Source organism: Bradyrhizobium sp. 21 (assembly GCF_023073335.1).
In the GTDB taxonomy this organism is placed as follows: Bacteria; Pseudomonadota; Alphaproteobacteria; order Rhizobiales; family Xanthobacteraceae; genus Bradyrhizobium.
The window spans coordinates 128,737-148,205 of the sequence record NZ_JADPJG010000019.1; the positions used below are offsets into that span (position 1 = coordinate 128,737).

A 19,469-nucleotide genomic window follows, 5' to 3' on the forward strand; every position below is an offset into this window, starting at 1 on the left:
CTTTGCAGCCGCCGCCGCTACATCCCCGTTGCAATCAGACGCGGAACCAATTCCGCGAGACCAGAGAACCACATGCGCGCCGAAATCGAACGGTTGGTAGAAGAGATCAAGCAGTCTGTCGGGCTGCTGAGGAGGCATCTTTGACGTCGAGAAATCGACGGCGCGCCTCGCTGAGCTGAACAAGCTCGCAGAAGATCCCAACCTCTGGAACGATCCCCAGAAGGCCCAGAAGCTGATGCAGGAGCGCACCTCGCTTGAGGATTCGCTCTCCGGCATCGGCAAGGTCATGCAGGAGCTCGAAGACGACATCGGCATGATCGAGCTCGGCGAAGCCGAGGGCGACGAGGGCGTCGTCAAGGAAGCCGAAACGGCACTGAAGAACCTCAAGAAGGAAGTCGCGCGGCGCGAGCTCGAGGCGCTGCTGTCGGGCGAAGCCGACGGCTTCGATTCCTATCTCGAGGTTCATGCCGGCGCCGGCGGCACCGAGAGCCAGGACTGGGCGCAGATGCTGCTGCGCATGTATACGCGCTGGGCCGAGACCCACGGCTTCAAGGTCGAGGTCATGGAAGAGTCCGACGGCGAAGAGGCGGGCATCAAGTCGGCCACGATCCAGGTCTCCGGCCGCAATGCCTATGGCTGGCTCAAGACCGAGGCCGGCGTGCATCGCCTGGTGCGCATCTCGCCATTTGATTCCAACGCCCGGCGACACACCTCGTTCTCGTCGGTCGCGGTATTTCCGGTGATCGACGACACCATCAAGATCGACATCAAGGAATCCGACGTCCGCGTCGACACCATGCGCTCGGGCGGTGCCGGCGGCCAGCACGTCAACAAGACCGAATCCGCGGTGCGGTTGACGCATATTCCGACCGGCGTTGCGGTGGTCTGCCAGGCCGGCCGCTCCCAGCACAAGAACAAGGCGCAGGCCTGGGACATGCTGCGCGCACGGCTTTACCAGATCGAGCTGAAGCGGCGCGAAGAGAAAGCCGCCGCCGACCAGGCCGCCAAGACCGACATCGGCTGGGGTCACCAGATCCGCTCCTACGTGCTCCAGCCCTACCAGATGGTGAAGGATCTGCGCACGGGTGTGCAGACCTCCGACACATCAGGCGTGCTCGGCGGCGATCTCGACGAGTTCATGGCCGCGACTTTGGCGCAGCGCGCCTTCGGCACACCCGGCGCCGACATCGAGGACGTAGACTGATGCCCCGGATCGCCTTCATCGGGCTTGGGCGGATGGGCCATGGCATGGCCGGGCGCTATCTCGATGCCGGCTTCACGGTGACGCTGTGGAATCGCAGCAAGGCCAAGGCGGAAGACCTGATCGCGCGCGGCGCGCAGTGGGCGACCTCGCCTGAGGACGCGGCGATCGACGCCGACGCCGTCGTGACCATGGTCGCCGATGACGAGGCCTCGCGCGCGGTCTGGCTCGGGCCCAAAGGCGCGGCCAAGACGGCGAAATCAGGCACCATCGCGATCGAATGCTCCACCGTCTCCTATGACCATGCGCGCGAGATGGGCCGCGAAATGAACGCGCGCGGGCTGATCTATATCGATTGCCCCGTGACGGGATTGCCGGATGCGGCAGCGAGCGGAAAGCTGACGCTGCTCGTCGGCGCCGATGCCGCCGATCTCGAACGCGCGCGGCCCTATCTGACACCGATCGGCTCGACCATCCGCCATTTCGGCGCGGTCGGCGCCGGCACGGTCTACAAGTTGATCAACAACCTGATGGGCGCGATCCAGATCGCCGGCCTCGCCGAGGGGCTTGCCATTGCCGAGCAGGCCGGGCTCGACATGAACCTCGTACTGGACTCGATCCAGGCTGGCGTTGCCGCGAGCCCGCAGGTGCAACGCCACTCCAGGCGCATGGTCGCCCGCGATTTCAGCGGCGCGACGTTCACGGCAGCGCTGCGGCACAAGGATGCCGCCTACGCGGTGAAGCTCGCCGAGAGCCTGCTGGCCGACAAGCCGCTGGTCGGGCGCGCCGCGGTGGAGGCCTACGCGCAAGCGAAGGCCGCGATGCCTGACGACGACGAAGGCAAGATGATCGAGTTGGTATCGCGACCGAAGATGCCCTCCTAGCCGAGTACCTGAACATGGGGCAGCCTCGGTCGGAACTCTGCGTTAGTGGGAAGCGATACCTCTCGATCGTGCAATGTCAATCATCACAACTTCATCCGATCTAATAAACGTGACAGATCGGCGAGGCGCGTAAAGGAGGTACCCACGATCTCCTGCCATAAAAACAACCCCCTTGGATACGCCGCCACTCTTCGACACAATCGAGGATAACGGAAACTTCCCATCCTCAATGCGAGAGAGCCGCCACAGCGTCAGATCATTCGCGAATGACGTCGAAAGCATAATGAGCAATGTAAAAATCATGAACAGAAGCAGACTACCGTCTATTGGATGTCTGGTAACAATCCCCAAAAATGTAACGAGCAAGGACAATGTCAACGCGCTGAGTACGAACGGCATCTCGATGTCATTCCATTCAAGATAAGCGAACAGAGCCGTTAACGGATATCCAATGAGAGCGACGCATAGTGCCGCCTTAACAGCAAAATTCGATAGTTCGCTTGGCGAACGATTAGAGAGAAACACTGTGTAACAGACTACCACCAGTGCGGATAATGCCAACCCTATGGGCAAGGACTTGGACGCCGCTACCAGATGATCCGATAGGCCAAAGAAGTAGAATCCGCCAAGAGGAAATAGGCTTCCAACCTGCCAGGAAATAGCAAGCGCAGTCCCCAACGTTGGAACGAAAACCGCCCAGTCCTTCAGAATAAACTTTTCAGCTGACTGTTCTGGTACCGCTTTTGATCTTCGTTCCAATGCTCGCTCCCAAAGCTTACAGAGCGTAATGCTTTCCCCAATAGTTGCAATACCCGTTGGCCTCTACTCCACGGGCGCACGCACCGATTCTATCCGCTGGCGATCCGGCATGATCACGTATTGCGCGAGCAGCGATGTGGCCTCTTGGGCGCGCTTCTTCGCCGCGTCTACTATCCTTTACGGATCTAGCTCGATATTGCGGGTGGCGCCCGACGCAGCGGACCTCCTCAGTAAATCTGTCGGAAATCGGGTGGCCTTGTTCGCCGCCCCGTCCTAGGCGACAGGCTCGGCCGCCGATATGAGACTCCATGCCCCCCAATGACAACCGGATCGACGCGCGAGACTGGTCGCTGCTTGCTGTGCTCTCGGTGCTCTGGGGCGGCTCGTTCTTTTTCAACGGCGCTGCGCTGCGGGAATTGCCGCCGCTCACGCTGGTGCTTTTGCGCGTTGCACTCGGATCGGCCATTCTGCTGCCGCTGCTCCGCATACAGGGCATCAGTTTCCCCCGGGGCATAGCCGGCTGGAAGCCGTTTGTCGCGATTGGGCTTCTCAACAACGTCATCCCGTTCTCGCTGATCGTGATCGGCCAGACTTTCATTCCAAGCGGGCTGGCGTCGATCCTGAATGCCACCACGCCGCTGTTCACGGTGATCGTGATGGCGGCGGCAGGCGAAGAGGCCTTACGGCTGCGCCGCGTGGCCGGCGTGGCCTCGGGCTTGCCGGCGTGATCATCCTGCGCGGATGGGGCGTTGAAACACGGGCAGGGCAGGGGCTCGGCATCCTGCTCTGCCTCGGCGGCGCCTTCAGCTATGGCTTTGCGGCGCTGGCGGCGCGGCGGTTGTTGAAGGACGCAGCCCCGCTGGGGACGGCAGCATTTCAACTGATGGCTTCCACGGTGATGATGGCGATCGTCGCCGGCGCAATGGAGCAGCCGTGGCGTCTCTCGATGCCGGGCGTGACGACATGGCTCGCGGTGCTTGGCCTTGCCGGCCTGTCGACGGCGCTCGCCTATATCGTCTTCTTCCAGATCCTGCGGCGCTCGGGCGCGACCAATGTGATGCTGGTGACGCTGCTCATTCCCGTCACCGCCGTTCTTCTGGGATGGCTTGTGCTGGGCGAGCCGATCTCCATGCGCGAGATCGCGGGCGCTCTTGTGATCGGCAGCGCATTGCTGGTGATCGACGGGCGCCTCGCGAACCTGCTGCGGCGCGGCACATAGTTCCGGAGCCGCCGTTTTACCGTACGGAAAATCGCGGCGCTTGCCAGCCGCAGGCGGCCTTGCGACACTCTCGGCAAAACAAGACTACAAAACAGGGGAGAGAACGATGCCGGGTCGTCGCAATAACCTTGCTGCCCTCGCCATTCTTGCTGCCGGCGTGCTCGTCACGACAGCGGCCCTGGCGCAGAAAAAATACGATCCCGGCGCCACCGACACCGACATCAAGCTCGGCAACATCATGCCCTATAGCGGGCCGGCGTCGTCCTATGGCGTGATCGGAAAGACCGAGGCCGCGTTCTTCAAGATGATCAACGACCAGGGCGGCATCAACGGCCGCAAGATCAACTTCATCAGCTATGACGATGCCTATTCGCCGCCAAAGGCGATCGAGCAGGCGCGCAAGCTGGTTGAGAGCGACGAGGTGCTCTTGATCTTCCAGCCGCTCGGCACGCCTTCGAACTCCGCGATCATGAAATACATGAACGCCAAGAAGGTGCCGCAGCTCTTCGTCGCTTCCGGTGGCACCAAGTTCGGCGACCCCAGGAATTTTCCATGGACCATGGGATTCCAGCCGAACTACCAGAGCGAGGGCCGCATCTATGCAAAATACATTCGCGATCATTTTCCGAACAGCAAGATCGCGGTGTTCTGGCAGAACGACGACGCCGGCAAGGACCAGTTCAAGGGCCTGAAGGACGGGCTCGGCGACAAGGCGAACATGATCATCGCCGACAAATCCTACGAGGTCAGCGATCCCTCGATCGACTCGCAGATCGTGGCGCTGCACGATTCCGGCGCCGATATATTCTTCTCCTGGGCGGCGCCGAAGGGGTCGGCCCAGGCGATCCGGAAGGTCGGCGAGCTCGGCTGGAAGCCAAAATTCTTCCTTGGCAACACTGCGACGTCGATCGCCTCGGTACTGAAGCCGGCCGGGCTCGACTATTCCAAGGACATCATCTCGACTGCGTATCTGAAGGACCCGACCGATCCGACCTGGGACAAGGATCAGGCGGTGTTGGCATGGCGCGCGTTCATGGACAAATATTACCCTGAAGGCGACAAGGCCAATGCCAACAATCTCTACGGCTACGTCCAGGCGGAGGCGATGGCGCAGGTGCTGAAGCAGTGCGGCGACAACCTCACACGTGAGAACGTGATGAAGCAGGCCGCCAGCCTGAAGGATTTTCACACCGACCTGATGCTGCCTGGCATCATGGTCAACACGTCACCAGACGACTATTTCCCGATCGAGCAGATGCAGCTGATGCGCTTCAACGGGCAGGCCTGGGAGCTGTTCGGCGACGTCATCACCGGTGAGGTCGGCCACGAGCGCAGCCAGTAGCCGGCTGGGGCTGATGTCGCGAAACAAGCCCCGGAGCTATTCCGAATGAAGGGGATTGCCCCGCAGGCTCAGGCGGACGCCTCGTCTTTCTGAGACCTTAGATCGCGGGCGATGCTCTCGACCTGCGTATCGCGTTCCACCCCGTCGATCTCGGCGTCTCGCGGCAGTTCGATGTCGAATTTTGCTGCAATCACGCCCAGCGCCCTGAGGATGCTGTCGGCCTCGCGTTCGGCAAGCAGATTGATCTGCAGGTCGAGGTGATTTCGTCGTTCGGACTGCTGATCCATCGCGTTTTGGCGGATGAGCGCGAACGAGGTCAGCAGCACCGCTTCGAGGGCGAGGAAGGCCGACAGGAGAGGGAATGGATAGGGATCGAATGGAGCCGGACGGTACAAATTCCACAAAGCCCAGAGCACGACGAGCACCAATTGCGAGATGACGAAGTCCACGGTGCCGACGAACCATCCGACCTTGTACGACGCTCTGTGGATCGACGATAGCCGGCGCTCATCCTCTTCCTCCAGCTTGATGATGGTCTCGATATTCCTGGACCGCTTGTTGCCTGTGGGCGTGGCTATGGTAGCCGTCGGCTTTCATTCGGTGACGAGGTCGGCGGCGCGTTTGGCTTTCTTGCCGGCTTTTTTCACCGTCTCGTCCCCGACCTTCTCGGCTTGGGCGCGAAGCTCACACTTGGTGCGGATCTCGTCGATCTCGTCGTCGGTCAAATGCTCGATCCCGACGAATGAATTGTGTGCTGCGCTCACACGGATCAGTTCGTCGAGTTTCACCTGGATGGCGGCGCCGTCACGATTCTGGGAATTCTGAATCAGGAAGACCATCAGGAACGTCACGATCGTGGTGCCAGTGTTGATCACCAGCTGCCATGTGTCGGAATAGTGGAAGATGGGACCGGTGATTGCCCAGATCAGGACGATGCCGGCTGCGATCATGAACGTGAGCGCGCGCCCGGCAGCTTGAGACGTTCTGCTGGCGATCTCGCCGAAGAGCTGGGCCGCCCTGCTGTGCGGGTCCTCCGCGTTGCCCTTCGCCGGGCGAGCTTTCGGATCGGTCTGTCGCATGAGAACCCCGCGCCTGTTCAGAGGCTTAATGAACTCCAATGGAACTCGGAAGTTCCATCGAGGACCGCGGAGGGGGGGCCCGGGCGAATGGACTTTAGCCCGCGCTGAGCCGTACGCCTGCGCGCAAGAACTTCTGCGGATCGACCGCTTCGCCGTCGATACGGGTTTCGTAATGCAGATGCGGGCCGGTGGAACGGCCGGTCGACCCGACAAGCCCGACGACCTGGCCGATCTTCACGAGTTCGCCGACCTTGACATTGATCTCGGAGAGATGGCCGTAGCGGGTCGCAAGGCCATTGCCGTGGTCGATCTCGATCATGCGGCCGTAGCCGCCGGACCAGCCGGCCGAGACCACCTTGCCGTTGGCGGTGACGCGAACGGGATCGCCGGTGGCGGCGCGGAAGTCCAGCCCTGTGTGCATCGCGGGCCGGCCGAGGAAGGGATCGCTGCGCACCCCGAAGCCGGAGGTGAACTCGACCTCGCCGATGACGGGCTTGCGATAGGGCACGAGTGCGAGCGTGCGGTTGAGACGGTCCATCTCGGCGCGCGTGGTGTTGATGCGTGAGAGCTGCTTCTCGAACACGCCGGCATTGGCCGTCAGCTTGACCGGGACGAAAGGCCCGCCCATCGCGGTGCGCGGCACGGCGGCCTCGAGATTGGCGAGGTTCAGGCCGAGGTCGCTGACGACGCCGCGCATCCGGCGCATGCGCGAATCCATGCCTTCCTCGACGGCGCTGAGCGCCGCCATCTGGCGACGCTCGACCTGGTCAAGCGAGGTCGTGAGCCGAACGACGACGTTGTCGAACCCCTGGTTCTTGGCGAATTGATTGGTCGGCGGTGCCACGACCGTCGGCGCGCGCGACTCCAGCCGCGCTTCGCGATCCGGTGGCGCCACGAAGATCACGGTGTCGCTGATCGGCGAGGGCTTCGGCGTGCCCTGCGTCGTCGTCTGGCTGGCGTCGCCACGCTGCGGGGTGGAACGGGGAATCGATCCGGTGACATCAGGCATGGCTCCGAGCGCCGTGGCCCGGGACTCCAGCGCCGTCTGGCGCTTCATGATCTGGTCGAGCTTCTGGTCGAACTGCTCCTGGTCGAGCAGCTGCCGGCTGGTGGTTCGATCGACCTTGGCACGCAGCTCGGCGATGCGGTCCTCATAGGCATATTGCATCTCAGCCTGCCGGGCGATCAGCCGGGTGAGGACGTCGTCACGAAAGGCGAAATAGGTGGCGGTTGCGGCCGACCAGAGCCCGAGCAACACGACGGTGCCGACCACGATCCAGAACACCACAGGCCCCAGGCGAACCTGCTTGCCGTGATGCACGATGGTGTAGGCGTCGTCGGTGTCCGGAAGCGGAATCGCGGTTGCCACCGCGGCAGGACGGCGATGAAAAGCCCGTCCGTGGTCGTGAGCGTGATGTTGGGGGTACTGCGAGTATTGGGCAGAACTTTTCGACATCGGCACTCCCGCGCCGGTCGGATGAGTCCGTACGGCCTAATTGCCGCAGCAATCTGGGCCGGTCATGGTTAATTTTCCGGAAACGGAACCGCTCAAATTTAAAGAATTGGTTAAAGGCTTCTTGCCGCTTCCAGCACCTCGTCGGCGTGGCCGTCGACCCGGACGTTGCGCCAGACCTTGGCGACCTTGCCGTCGGCGCCAAGCAGTATCGTGGTGCGAAGAATCCCCAGGAAGGTCTTGCCATACATGGATTTTTCGCCCCAGGCGCCATACGCCTCCAGCATCTCGTGTTTTTCGTCCGAGATGAGGGGGACGCCGAGTCCGTGCTTGTCGCGGAACTTGTCCTGGGCCTTTAACGGATCAGCGGAGATGCCGAGCACGGCGGTGCCGGCCGCGGCGAAGGCGCCGGCCAGCCGCGTGAAGTCGATGGCCTCCCTGGTGCAGCCCGGCGTGTCGGCGCGCGGATAGAAGAACATGACGAGCTTCTGGCCGGCATAATCCGACAGTGCGACGACACCGCCGCCGTCGCGGGGCAGGCGGAAGGCGGGAGCCTTCCGGCCCTCGGCCAAGGCGGCCTTCGCCGCCGTTGCGGGCGCGGCGGCCGATTTGGAAGAATTTAACTGTTTCGATGCGGCCCCGTGCGATGCTGTCTTTGCTATGGTCCCGGTCGATTTGCTCGCCGGTGTCCGCTGTGTCTTCGCGGACTTTGTTTGAGTCGCAGCCCGCGTTTTCAGGGGCGTCTTTTTAGCGGTCGGCCTGCCGGAGGGCGTTTTGGACGATTTCTTTCGGGATTTCTTGGACATACGCCTTCCTTTCGTCGCTTTCGGCGGGTCAACCAAAGCGGTATTACAGCCTTCGTCCGGTGTGCCGGAATCGTGCCCTCGTGTGGGCGAGTCTGACGACGCCGGAGTATGGTTACAAGAAATTCCACGCACCACCCCACTGCTCGTTGAACGCGCTCCCGGGGCGAAATGACGAACAGCAGGAATATTCGAGGTATGGCGGCAGTGCCGGCGCAGGGGGCTTCGCTTCCGGTCGACGGCTGCGGTCCCGGCGGCGCTCAGTCCCACGACGGGCGCCTGTATCGAGAGGCAATGGCAAGGAATACGTCGCCCCAGGATGGCAATCGGGATGTGGATCGGCGCGGTGGCCAACCAGAGCCGCAGCAATGGGACGACCCCGATTGGGATCCGGATCAGGAAGCGGCGGCGGGCCATCGGGCGCGCCGACTGTTGTCGCGTTCCAATTCGGGCTTCCATCGCTTCGGTGAGGGGTTTGGGTCGTTGCGCCGCGCCCTGGGCGGTGGCCGCTGGCTGAAACGCGTGGCCGTGGTCGTCGGTGCCTTGGTCGTCATCTTCGTCGGCTGCTTCGGCGCGCTGTGGTGGCGGCTCGGCGCCGGTCCCATCAATCTCGACATCGCGACGCCGTGGCTGGCCGCCGCGATCGAGGACAATATCGGCCACGGCAACACGGTTGAGGTCGGCGGCACCCAGATCGAGCGGGCCGGGCGGATCCGGATCGCCGTGCGCATCCGTGACATCATTGTGCGCGACCACGATCACGCCATCGTCGCCACCGCGCCCAAGGCCGAGGTGAAATTGTCGGGTGCGGGCCTGCTGATGGGGCATCTGCGCGCGGAAAGCCTCAACCTCGTCGATGCCGAGCTCGCGATCCGGATCGCGCCTGACGGCACCGTCACCGTGTCGGCCGGCGACACCGCAAAGCCGCTCGCGACCGGGGTCGCCTCCAAGAAGGATGCGGGCCTGCCGCCGACATTCCCGCGCAACGGTGTCCCGCCGCCGCCATTCGCCACGGGGCCTGCGGGTCAAGACCCCTCCCAAGGAGCTTCCCAGGCCGCATCGCAAGCCATCCCCCAGGCAGCGGCCCCGACTGGCATTCTTCAGGGCCTCGACTGGCTCGACAGTCTGAGCTTGACCGGCCTCGACGGCCAGAACCTGAACGAAATCGGTCTGAAGAACGGCAATCTGATCGTCGACGATCAGCAGCGCGGCAGCAAATGGACGTTTGAGAACATCACGCTCAGCCTGCGCCGGCCGAGCAATGGAGGCGTCGCGCTCAGCCTCGGCGAGGAGGGCGCGCGTCCGTGGTCGCTGCGGGCCACGATTGGCCCGGCAGCGAACGGCGTGCGCTCGGTCGACATTCGCGCCGACAAGGTCTCGACCGCCAACATCCTGCTGGCGCTGCGGGTGAAGGACCTCACCTACACCGCCGACCTGCCGCTGACCGGCGAGCTCAAGGGCGAGCTCGGCCGCGACGGCGTGCCGACCTTCTTCCGCGGCAAGATGGCGATCGGTGCGGGCAACATCATCGACACCGACACCCCCGACTATCCGATGGCGATCGACTCGGCCGAGATCAACATCGAATGGGATTCGAACAGGCGCGTGCTGGTCGCGCCCTTCAAGATCCTCTCGGGCGCCAACCGCGTCACGCTGCTCGCCCATCTCGAGCCGCCGAACGGCAACAGCAACGATTGGCAGCTCGGCTTCAGCGGCGGCTCGATCCTGCTGGGCGGCATCGACAATGAGCCGCCGCTCGTCTTCAACCGTATCGCGATCGGCTTCCGCTTCGACACCGACCACAAGCGGCTGCTGTTGACGCAGGCCGATATCTCCAACGGCGAAATCGGCGTCGCCGGCACCGGCGCCATCGACTATTCGGGCGAGCCGCGGCTGACGCTGGGCTTCGCGGGAACGCCGATGTCGGCTTCGGCGCTGAAGCGGATGTGGCCGACGCTTGTTGTTCCCGAATTGCGCGAATGGGTGATCGAGCGGATCGAGCGCGGGACGCTCCAGCGCATCGAGATCGGCGTCAACTCGCCGACGAAGAACCTTCCGCGCAAAGGCCCGCCTATTCCTGACGACGGCCTGTCGGTCAACATCGTGGCGACCGGCGTCGCGGTTCGTCCCGTCGACGGGATGCCGGTGGTGCACGATGCCGATTTGAAGGCGCGCGTGACCGGACGCACGGCGACCGTGAACATCGGGCAGGGCATTGCCGATACGCCCGCGGGCCGCAAGGTCACGATCTCCGATTTCACCTTCGAGGTGCCGGACATGGCGCCGAAACCCTCGCCGTCGCGAAGCAGATTCCGCGCTGACGGACCGGTGGCGGCGGCGGCAGAACTCCTGTCCAATGATCGTCTGAGCGACCTGTCGGCGACCTTCGTCGATCCCAACACCAGCAAGGGGACGTTCTCGGCGAACATCCAGCTCGGCCTGCCGGTCAAGGGCGCGCTGACCAAGGCCGACACCAACTACAGCGTCAGCGCCGACCTCAACGGCTTTGCCGCCGACAAGCTGGTGATGAACCAGAAGCTGGAGGCCAACACCCTCAAGATCGTTGCCAACAACCAGGGCTATCAGGTCAAGGGCGACGTCAAGATCAACGGGCAGGCGGCCTCGCTCGACTATCGCAAGCCGACCGAGGGCGATGCGGACGTCAAATTGCAGACCACGCTGGACGATGCGAGCCGCGCGCGCCTCGGATTCGACCTGAGCCCCGCCGTCAGTGGCTCCTTGCCGATCAAGCTGTCGGGCAAGATCGCCGGCGGTCCCGACCAGACGACAAAGCTCGGCATCGAGGCCGACCTGACCTCGGTCAAGCTCGACAATATCCTGCCGGGCTGGGTCAAGCTGCCGGGCAAATCGGGCAAGGCCAGCTTCAAGGTGGTTCCGACGGCGCAATCGACGCGCCTGGAGGACATCGTCATCGAGGGCGGCGGCGCCTTGATCAAGGGCTCGGTCGAGGTCGACCCGAACGGTGACCTCGTGAATGCGAACTTCCCGACCTATTCGCCGTCCGATGGCGACAAGACGTCGTTGAAGGTGGAGCGTGGCCAGGACGGCGTGGTGCGCGGCACCATGCGCGGCGACGTGTTCGACGGCCGCGGCTTCCTGAAGTCGGCGATCTCAGGCAATTCCAAGGAGGATGCCAAGAGCAAGCTGAAGAACGTCGATTTCGACATCGACGTGAAGCTCGGTGCGATCGCCGGCTTCAACGGCGAGGCGATGCGCAGCGTCGATGCCAAGATGTCGAAGCGCAGCGGCGCCATCAAGGCCTTCACGCTGAGCGGCAAGATTGGCCGCGACACGCCCGTGGCAGCCGACCTGCGCGGCGGCCGCGCGCAGGGCGCGCGCGAGGTGATCTATCTTCAGACCAACGACGCCGGCGCACTGCTGCGCTTCGCCGACACCACCAACAAGGTCTTCGGCGGCCAGATGGTGGTGGCGATGGAGCCGCCGACGTCCGAGCCGACGACCAGGGAAGGTCTGATCAATGTGCGCGACTTCACCGTGAAGGGAATGGATCAACTCGATCGCGTCGCGGCGGGCGGCCCCAACGGCGCGCAGAGCGGCGTCGCCTTCACGGCGTTGCGCGCGGAATTCACCCGGCAGAACGGTGCGCTCACGATCCGCGACGGCGTGGTGAAGGGGCCGATGATCGGCGCCACCATCGAGGGCTCGATCGATTATCCCGGCAACCAGGTGTGCATGAGCGGCACCTTCGTGCCGATGTACGGGGTGAACAATATCTTCGGCCAGATTCCGTTGTTCGGCATCTTCCTCGGCGGCGGCAACAATGAGGGATTGATCGGCGTCACCTACGAGGTCGTCGGCACGCCCGTAGCGCCAGTGATGCGCGTCAATCCGATCTCGGCGATGGCGCCAGGCCTGTTCCGCAAGATCTTCGAGTTCAACACCGGCAAGCAGAACTCGCCGTTCGAGGAATTCCCCGCGCAGTCGAACGACGGTTCGACCGGATCGACGCGGCAGCTCTCGAACGGTTGCAGCCTCGCACGGCGATAGCAGCGCGGCTGCTTTTTCCCAGCGTCATGGCCTGAACGGGGCATGATGGATCTCTCGGGGAATTGTCTGCGAAGCCTACGCCGCGCGGACTCCGGCCAGGAACGTCCCGACTTCGCCGGAGAGCTGCTCGGCCTGCTTGGAGAGATTCGAGGCCGCCGCGAGCACCATGCCGGCCGCGTTGCCGGTCTCGTTCGCCGCCGTGCCGACGCCGCCGATATTGGTGGTGACTTCCTTGGTTGCTTCCGCGGTCTGCGAGACGCTGCGGGCGATCTCGGCGGTGGCCGCACCTTGCTCCTCGATGGCGGCGCCGATCGAGGTGGCGATCCGGCTGACTTCCTCGATGGTGGCGGTGATGCCGCCGATGGCGTCCACCGCTTCCTTGGTCGCACCCTGGATCTGGGCGATCTTGTCACCGATCTCGCGGGTGGCTTCCGCGGTCTGGCTCGCCAGCGATTTCACCTCGGAGGCGACGACGGCGAAGCCGCGGCCGGCTTCACCGGCGCGCGCGGCTTCGATGGTGGCGTTGAGCGCGAGCAGATTGGTCTGCGCGGCGATGCTGGAGATCAGCTCGGCGACGTGCTCGATCTGCTGGGCGCCGTCGGAGAGCGCGCGCACGATGGTGTCGGTGCGCCGCGCGCTGTCCACGGCGCGTCCCGTGACCTCGGCGGATTGCGCGACCTGGCGGCTGATCTCGGTGATGGAGGAGGAGAGTTCTTCGGCGGCGGCCGCAACCGTCTGGACGCGCTGGCTTGCCTCGGTGGCGGCGGAGCCGACCACGGCGGCGCGGCGGTTGGTGCCCTCGGCCGTGGACGACATCGACTTGGCGGTGGTCTCGAGCTCGCCGGAGCCGGAGGCCATCAGGCCGACGAGCTGGCCGACGGAGGCATCGAAGCGGTCGGCGAGCGCGATCAGGGCGTCGCGTTTTTCCTGCTCGCTGCGGGTCTTGGTGGCGACCTGCTCGGCCTCGAGGGTACGCGCCGTCAACGCGGTCTGCCTGAGCACTTCGAGGGTCTCGGCCATGCGGCCGATCTCGTCGCCGCGACCGGTTTCCTCGACCGGCGTGTCGATGGCGCCTTCGGAAATCTCCTGCATGCGGGTCTTCTGACGGTCGAGCGCGCCGAGCACGTCGCGGGCGATCAGCCAGGACAGCGTCGCCATCAGCAGCATCAGGCCGACACCGATCGCGGCGAGCTCCAGCGTCAACGCGCGGACATCGGCGTCGATGTCGTCGACATAGAGGCCATAGCTGATCGTCGCGTCCCAGGGCGCGAACTTGCGGGCGAATACGGTTTTGCGGACAGGTTCGGTCTGGCCGGGTCGGGGGTAGAGATAGGACGTCACGCCGCCCTGGAGGTTCTGGTTGCCGGCGGTGATGATCGCGTCGGCGATCTTGATGCCGTTAGAGTCCACCGCACCGGTGATCTTGCCTTCGAGCTGCTGGTTGGCGCCGTTGACGAGGAGGGAGGTGTCGGCGTTGTAGACGACCGGGTAGCCTTGGCCGCCGTTGAAGCTCATGCGCCGGCCGCGCATGTGGAACTGGGCCTTGGCGTCGGCCTGAGCGAGCTTGCCGGCGGTGACGTCGTCCTGGACCGACTGGGCCAGGCTGTAGAGCATGTCGACCGCGGTCTTCATCTGCTGGACCCGGTCTTCCATCATGCGGCTCTTGCTGAGGAAGGCCGATCCCGCGATGATGGCCGTGACTGTGAGAGCCGCGAGGCAGACCATGCTGGTGAGCTTGGTGCGGATCTTCAGATGGCTCAGCAGCTTCATCGCAGCCTCTACGAAATGGTTGTTATTGCTCGCATCGGTAGCATGAAGTTCTTACCATTCATGAACATAGCCATGCCTTGGCCCGCTGCGCGACAGCCGCTGCGCAACCTTGTGCGCAAGCCTGCAGGCAAAACGCCATGCATCGCCGAGCACCCGTATTTTTGCGGAAGGATATCGGTCCCGGACTTTGGTGGCGATCGAGCTTCGCAGGACGGCCAATGAACCGATTCGTTCACCGCCTCATCATGTCCATGCTGCTCGTGGCGGCCCTCGTTCTCATCTGGAACGTGCTGGGCTCTCGGTAGGCGGCACCGGCAAGGCTGCCGGTGCCATCGGTTACTCGCGCATCGGCGTCGCGCAATCGCGCCGCTCGCCGACTAGTCCTTGCCCATCGCCGCATCGGCGCTGACCGAGCCGCCGCCGGCAGCCGACAGATAGAGGCAGGCGAAGCAGAACAGGATCGCCGCGGTGCCGCCATTGAGCAGCGGCAGCAACACCGGCGTCTCGCCCTTGAACATGTGGCCCATGAAGTAGGCGAAGGCCATTTCACCCGAGAGGATGAAGGCCGCGAGGCGGGTGAACAGGCCGATCATCAAGAGCGCGCCGAGCACGAGCTCGATCGTGCCGGCCGCGTAGATCAGCGGCGGTATGTTCGCGAAGTACGGCAGCACCGGAAACTTGAAGATTTTGGCGATGCCGTACTGCAACAGCAAGAGGCCGGTGACGAAGCGAAACAGGCTCAAGAGAACCGGTTGAAAGCGAACGAGATGCGGAAAGTTCATTGGTTTTTGCCCTCCATCCAATGCTGCGACTTGGACCAAATTCGCTTCCGCCTCGCAAGCCGCCCAAGCCCGATTCAGCCTGACATTTTCGTCATGTCGGACAAAACACCGCAGACTGGACATTCAGCCGCGCGCGATCCGGTTTTTTGCGATTGTTCGCGCCAAGCCCCATCCGTATTTCCCCGGTGACGCGAATGCGCTCAGGTTACCTCTGAGAGACTTACCGCCGCAAGGCGGGCACGATCAGGAATGGGATCATCCCGAGCACCACGCTCGCAAGTGCGAAGGCGAGCAGCGCGTTGTAGCCATGGGTCGCGTCATGGATCAGGCCGCCGCTCCATGAGCCGAACGCCGAGCCGAGACCGCTGCCGATGGAGATGGTGCCGAAGATGGTGCCCACACGCTTACCCCGAAAAATCTTCATCGCGGTTGCCGTGATCAGCGGCCCACGCGATCCCATCATGCTGCCGAAGCAGACGACGAAGCCTGTGAGCACGATGACGTTGGGGCTGTACTGCAACAGCCAGAGCAGGACGATGCCGAGAATCGAGATCGCGTAGCTGAGCAGCACCGATGGCCTGCGCCCGATCAGCCCGTCGAGCGCGGACACGCCGAGCATGCCGAACACCAGCACGACGCCGGAAAAGCCCCAGGCCGTCGCGGCTTGCAGCGGCGGAAAGCCGGCGTCGATCAGATAGGCCACGATCTGGGCTGCGATCGCATACATGCCGACGGCGGTGAAGAAGAAGGTCGAGAACAGCGCCCAGAAGGCGTGGTGACGCATCGCGCTCGGAAGCGTCCAGCCGTGATCGACGAAATCCGGATCGGTCTTCTTGGCGATATGCGGCGAGCCCGAGGCGAACAGCCGCCACGGCAGCAACATGAGCGGCACCAGCAAACCCAATGTGGCAAAGCCGAATAGTTGGTAGGTCTCGCGCCAGCCGAGATGATCGATCAAAAGCTGCGAGGCCGGCAGCAGCGCCAGCACGCCGCCACCCATGGCCGAATAAACCACCGCCATCGCGGTCGGCAGCTTGGGGCCGAACCAGCGACCGAGCAGGATCGAGTTCGGCACATTGCCGATGAAGGCGACGCCGATGCCGACGCACAATCCGATCGAGAGCTGGAATTGCCAGAGCGCCTGCGCATGGCTTGCGATCAGGAATGCCGAGCCGAGCAGCAACAGCCCGAGCGCGTAGACGATGCGCGGCCCGGAATGATCGAACAGGCGTCCGACCAGCGGCGCGGTCAGTCCGCTGATGAGCCAGGTCAGGGAATAGATCGAAACCGCCTGCGCACGGTCCCAGCCGAAGTTTTCCGAGATCGGCTTGAGGAAGACGGTGAAACTCTCGCTCAGGCCGCGTCCGAGTACAGCCAGTGTGAAGCACAGCGCGAGCACGACGAGCGCGGTGCGCACCGCGCCTTGCTGCGTTGCATCTTCCCTGGGTGTGTTCTGGTCCATTGCCGATCAGGGAGCGCGCTTCGGCGCGCCCTGACAAGCAGCGAAAAGCTCATACGCCTATGCAGGCCTGATGAGGACGTGCTTCTTCTTGCCGAATGACAGCTTGATCACGCCCTCCGGCGTCAGGCTGGCCGCCGACAGCACCAACTTCTCGTCGGTGACGGCCTCGTCGTTGACGCGCAGGCCGCCGCCCTTGATCTGGCGCCGCGCCTCGCCATTGGAGACGACGAGGCCCGCCTTGACGAAGGCGTTGAGCACACCGAGACCGGCATCCAGTTCGCCCCGCGGAATTTCGACCGTCGGCAGGCTTTCGGCGAGCGCACCTTCCTCGAACGTGCGGCGCGCGGTCTCTGCGGCCTGATCTGCGGCATCGCGGCCGTGCAGCAGCGCGGTCGCCTCGGTCGCGAGCACCTTCTTGGCCTCGTTGACCTCGGAGCCGCCGAGCGCCTCGAGCTTCCTGATCTCGCTCATCGGCAGCGTCGTGAACAGCTTCAGAAATTTGCCGACGTCGGCGTCCTCGGTGTTGCGCCAGTACTGCCAGAAATCATACGGCGAGAACTGGTCGGCGTTGAGCCAGACCGCGCCCTGGGCGGTCTTGCCCATCTTGGCCCCCGAGGCGGTCATGAGCAGGGGAGCCGTGAGCGCGAACAATTGCGGCGTGCCCATGCGCCGTCCGAGATCGACGCCAGTGACGATATTGCCCCACTGGTCCGAGCCGCCCATCTGCAGGCGGCAGCCGACGCGGCGTGACAGTTCGACGAAGTCGTAGGCCTGGCAGACCATGTAGTTGAACTCGATGAAGCTCATCTCCTGCTCGCGTTCGAGACGCAGGCGCACCGAGTCCATCGTCAACATGCGGTTGACCGAGAAATGCCGGCCGACATCGCGCAGCATCTCGATCCAGTTCAATTTCCTCAGCCATTCGGCATTGTCGAGCATCACCGCATCGGACGGCCCATCCCCATAGCGCAACACCTTCTCGAACACGCCGCGGATCGAGGCCTTGTTGGCCTCGATCTCGGCGACGCTGCGGATCACGCGGGTTTCGTCCTTGCCGGAGGGGTCGCCGACCATGGTGGTGCCGCCGCCCATCAGCGTGATCGGCTTGTTGCCGCTCTCCTGCAGCCAGTGCAGGATCATCATGGTCAGGTAGTGGCCGATATGGAGCGACGGCGCAGTGCAGTCGTAACCGATATAGGCGGTCGCCCCGCCCTTGGCGGCGAGTGCGTCCAGCCCCTCGAAATCGGAGCACTGGTGGATGAATCCACGTTCCTGCAGGATGTTGAGGAAATCCGATTTGAATGCAGTCATCTGTCGGCGTGCCTGACAATTCTTGGTTTACTGTTTTGGGAGCAACTTAAGGGTCTTACCTGGGAACTCGGTTGCTGCCCGCCACTTTGGCCTGTGGCATTATAAGATGTGTCCCTCTGGCACAAGATCGGCATGCCGGAGGGGGCTCTTGAGGACGCTGATCCCATGATGTTGACGGCACTCGGTTTGATGAGCGGCACCTCGCTGGACGGGGTGGACGTTGCGCTGATCGAAACCGACGGAAAGCAGGTGAAAGCCTTCGGGCCGTCCGGCTACCGGCCCTATAGCCCGGCGGAGCGTAGCCTGCTGCGTCAGGCGCTGAGCGAAGCCGTGCACCTGCCGCAGCGCGATGCCCGGCCGGGAGTTCTCGCCGAGGCCGAACGCGTGGTGACGCTGGCGCATGCCGAGGCGGTGGCGGCCTTCGTCGCCCAGAATCGCCTGAAGCCGGAGGACATCGACATCGTCGGCTTCCACGGCCAGACCGTGCTGCACCGGCCCGAAAGGCGATTGACGGTGCAGATCGGCGACGCGCCGGCGCTTGCGAAAGCGATCCATATCCCGGTGATGCATGATTTCCGCGCCGCCGACGTCGAGGCCGGCGGGCAGGGCGCGCCGTTCGTGCCGGTCTACCACCGCGCGCTCGCCAATTCGCTGGCGCGCGAAGGGCCGATCGTCGTGGTCAATATCGGCGGCGTCTCCAACATCACCTATATCGATGGCAACGACACGCTGATTGCCTGCGACACCGGTCCCGGCAACGCGCTGCTCGACGATTTCATGTACCGCACCATGAACCAGGCGTTCGACGCGGACGGAAAGTTCGCGGCGCAGGGAAAGGCCGATGAGGGCTGGATTGCGCGGGCGCTGGAGCTGCCGTTCTTCGCAAGCCCACCGCCGAAATCGCTCGACCGCAACGATTTTGCCGCGCTGAAGCTCGGCGAGGTGCAGCCGGCGGATGGCGCCGCGACGCTCACCGCCTTCACCGCGGCGGCGATCGCCCGCATCATCCCGCTGCTGCCACGAAGGCCGCGGAGCTGGATCGTCTGCGGCGGCGGCGCCCGCAACCGGACCATGCTGCAGATGCTGCGGGAGCGTGTCGGGTCCGCGACTGTCGAGGCCGCCGAGGCGGTCGGCTGGGCGTCCGACGCCATCGAGGCGCAGGCCTTCGGCTTCCTCGCCGCCCGCGGCCTGAAGGGCTTGCCGCTGTCCTATCCGGCCACCACGGGCGTGCCGATGCCGATGACCGGCGGGGTGATGGCGCGGCCCTGAGGTCCAGACCTTCGGACCAAGGCCAGTCAATGCAGATGCATTGATCTTGACGGATACATGCAAGTGCATCTATATTGGATGACGTTGCATCCAACCGCCGGGACCA

The 19,469-nt window shown here is 63.9% G+C and carries 15 protein-coding genes and 1 pseudogene; 7 read left to right on the plus strand and 9 right to left on the minus strand.

Going from position 1 to position 19,469, the window contains the following annotated elements:
• Positions 1-72: 72 nt before the first annotated feature.
• A protein-coding gene (gene prfB / locus IVB31_RS19695) for a peptide chain release factor 2 (RefSeq protein WP_247325379.1) occupies positions 73-1,204 on the plus strand; the annotation gives its coding sequence in 2 pieces (ribosomal slippage) (positions 73-141 and positions 143-1,204; 1,131 coding nt in all).
• The gene (locus tag IVB31_RS19700) at positions 1,204-2,085 is read left to right on the plus strand and encodes an NAD(P)-dependent oxidoreductase (RefSeq protein WP_247325380.1); all 882 of its coding nucleotides are present in this window, start codon (positions 1,204-1,206) and stop codon (positions 2,083-2,085) included. Before prfB ends, IVB31_RS19700 begins: the two co-directional genes overlap by 1 nt.
• Positions 2,086-2,127: 42 nt before the next feature.
• Here the strand turns inward: IVB31_RS19700 and IVB31_RS19705 are convergent, their stop codons facing one another.
• Complete coding sequence (locus tag IVB31_RS19705; protein WP_247325381.1) at positions 2,128-2,844, minus strand: hypothetical protein; 717 nt, start codon at positions 2,842-2,844, stop codon at positions 2,128-2,130.
• 308 nt (positions 2,845-3,152) lie between these two features.
• Here IVB31_RS19705 and IVB31_RS19710 point away from each other — a divergent pair.
• Together IVB31_RS19710 and IVB31_RS19715 are read left to right on the plus strand one after the other, a co-directional pair.
• Positions 3,153-4,063, plus strand: a pseudogene (locus tag IVB31_RS19710) (DMT family transporter).
• A 106-nt stretch (positions 4,064-4,169) separates the two neighbouring features.
• Positions 4,170-5,405 (plus strand): ABC transporter substrate-binding protein, encoded by a 1,236-nt coding sequence (locus tag IVB31_RS19715; RefSeq protein ID WP_247325385.1) that lies wholly within the window; start codon positions 4,170-4,172, stop codon positions 5,403-5,405.
• A 68-nt stretch (positions 5,406-5,473) separates the two neighbouring features.
• Here IVB31_RS19715 and IVB31_RS19720 read toward each other — a convergent pair whose 3' ends face one another.
• The 4 genes from IVB31_RS19720 to IVB31_RS19735 form a co-directional block, all read right to left on the minus strand.
• On the minus strand, positions 5,474-5,854 hold the full coding sequence (locus IVB31_RS19720) for a DUF1003 domain-containing protein (RefSeq protein WP_247325386.1): 381 nt from the start codon (positions 5,852-5,854) through the stop codon (positions 5,474-5,476).
• A gap of 144 nt (positions 5,855-5,998) precedes the next feature.
• Positions 5,999-6,484 carry a low affinity iron permease family protein gene (locus IVB31_RS19725; protein ID WP_247325387.1) on the minus strand — a complete coding sequence of 162 codons (486 nt, stop codon included), beginning with the start codon at positions 6,482-6,484 and terminating at the stop codon, positions 5,999-6,001.
• 94 nt (positions 6,485-6,578) lie between these two features.
• Positions 6,579-7,940 carry a M23 family metallopeptidase gene (locus IVB31_RS19730; RefSeq protein ID WP_247325388.1) on the minus strand — a complete coding sequence of 454 codons (1,362 nt, stop codon included), beginning with the start codon at positions 7,938-7,940 and terminating at the stop codon, positions 6,579-6,581.
• Between the two features lie 110 nt (positions 7,941-8,050).
• Entirely contained in the window at positions 8,051-8,743 is a 693-nt protein-coding gene (locus IVB31_RS19735; protein WP_247325394.1) for a peroxiredoxin, read from the minus strand.
• 195 nt (positions 8,744-8,938) lie between these two features.
• Between IVB31_RS19735 and IVB31_RS19740 the strand changes: the two genes are divergently transcribed.
• Complete coding sequence (locus tag IVB31_RS19740; protein ID WP_247325397.1) at positions 8,939-12,769, plus strand: DUF3971 domain-containing protein; 3,831 nt, start codon at positions 8,939-8,941, stop codon at positions 12,767-12,769.
• A gap of 75 nt (positions 12,770-12,844) precedes the next feature.
• Here the strand turns inward: IVB31_RS19740 and IVB31_RS19745 are convergent, their stop codons facing one another.
• On the minus strand, positions 12,845-14,539 hold the full coding sequence (locus IVB31_RS19745) for a methyl-accepting chemotaxis protein (RefSeq protein WP_247325399.1): 1,695 nt from the start codon (positions 14,537-14,539) through the stop codon (positions 12,845-12,847).
• Between IVB31_RS19745 and IVB31_RS19750 the strand changes: the two genes are divergently transcribed.
• Positions 14,522-14,761 (plus strand): hypothetical protein, encoded by a 240-nt coding sequence (locus IVB31_RS19750; protein WP_247325400.1) that lies wholly within the window; start codon positions 14,522-14,524, stop codon positions 14,759-14,761. The two genes, IVB31_RS19745 and IVB31_RS19750, sit on opposite strands and share 18 nt — an antisense overlap.
• Before the next feature lie 155 nt (positions 14,762-14,916).
• Here the strand turns inward: IVB31_RS19750 and IVB31_RS19755 are convergent, their stop codons facing one another.
• From IVB31_RS19755 to tyrS, 3 genes are all read right to left on the minus strand, one after another.
• On the minus strand, positions 14,917-15,321 hold the full coding sequence (locus tag IVB31_RS19755) for a DoxX family protein (protein WP_247325402.1): 405 nt from the start codon (positions 15,319-15,321) through the stop codon (positions 14,917-14,919).
• Between the two features lie 220 nt (positions 15,322-15,541).
• Positions 15,542-16,783, minus strand: a complete 1,242-nt coding sequence (locus tag IVB31_RS19760) for an MFS transporter (protein WP_247325405.1) — start codon at positions 16,781-16,783, stop codon at positions 15,542-15,544.
• Positions 16,784-16,840: 57 nt separating this feature from the next.
• On the minus strand, positions 16,841-18,094 hold the full coding sequence (gene tyrS / locus IVB31_RS19765; protein WP_247325407.1) for a tyrosine--tRNA ligase: 1,254 nt from the start codon (positions 18,092-18,094) through the stop codon (positions 16,841-16,843).
• A 165-nt stretch (positions 18,095-18,259) separates the two neighbouring features.
• On the opposite strand from tyrS, the gene IVB31_RS19770 reads away from it, so the two are divergent.
• The gene (locus IVB31_RS19770; protein WP_247325409.1) at positions 18,260-19,363 is read left to right on the plus strand and encodes an anhydro-N-acetylmuramic acid kinase; all 1,104 of its coding nucleotides are present in this window, start codon (positions 18,260-18,262) and stop codon (positions 19,361-19,363) included.
• The last annotated feature ends 106 nt before the right edge of the window (positions 19,364-19,469 follow it).

Excerpts from the sequence above, each read along its gene's own strand:
- IVB31_RS19755 (WP_247325402.1), bottom strand. The coding sequence starts at position 15,321 with ATGAACTTTCCGCATCTCGTTCGCTTTCAACCGGTTCTCTTGAGCCTG.
- tyrS (WP_247325407.1), bottom strand. The coding sequence starts at position 18,094 with ATGACTGCATTCAAATCGGATTTCCTCAACATCCTGCAGGAACGTGGA.
- IVB31_RS19715 (WP_247325385.1), top strand. The coding sequence starts at position 4,170 with ATGCCGGGTCGTCGCAATAACCTTGCTGCCCTCGCCATTCTTGCTGCC.
- IVB31_RS19750 (WP_247325400.1), top strand. The coding sequence starts at position 14,522 with ATGGCTCAGCAGCTTCATCGCAGCCTCTACGAAATGGTTGTTATTGCT.
- IVB31_RS19745 (WP_247325399.1), bottom strand. The coding sequence starts at position 14,539 with ATGAAGCTGCTGAGCCATCTGAAGATCCGCACCAAGCTCACCAGCATG.
- IVB31_RS19730 (WP_247325388.1), bottom strand. The coding sequence starts at position 7,940 with ATGTCGAAAAGTTCTGCCCAATACTCGCAGTACCCCCAACATCACGCT.
- IVB31_RS19725 (WP_247325387.1), bottom strand. The coding sequence starts at position 6,484 with ATGCGACAGACCGATCCGAAAGCTCGCCCGGCGAAGGGCAACGCGGAG.
- IVB31_RS19700 (WP_247325380.1), top strand. The coding sequence starts at position 1,204 with ATGCCCCGGATCGCCTTCATCGGGCTTGGGCGGATGGGCCATGGCATG.
- IVB31_RS19735 (WP_247325394.1), bottom strand. The coding sequence starts at position 8,743 with ATGTCCAAGAAATCCCGAAAGAAATCGTCCAAAACGCCCTCCGGCAGG.
- IVB31_RS19770 (WP_247325409.1), top strand. The coding sequence starts at position 18,260 with ATGATGTTGACGGCACTCGGTTTGATGAGCGGCACCTCGCTGGACGGG.
- IVB31_RS19760 (WP_247325405.1), bottom strand. The coding sequence starts at position 16,783 with ATGGACCAGAACACACCCAGGGAAGATGCAACGCAGCAAGGCGCGGTG.
- IVB31_RS19740 (WP_247325397.1), top strand. The coding sequence starts at position 8,939 with ATGGCGGCAGTGCCGGCGCAGGGGGCTTCGCTTCCGGTCGACGGCTGC.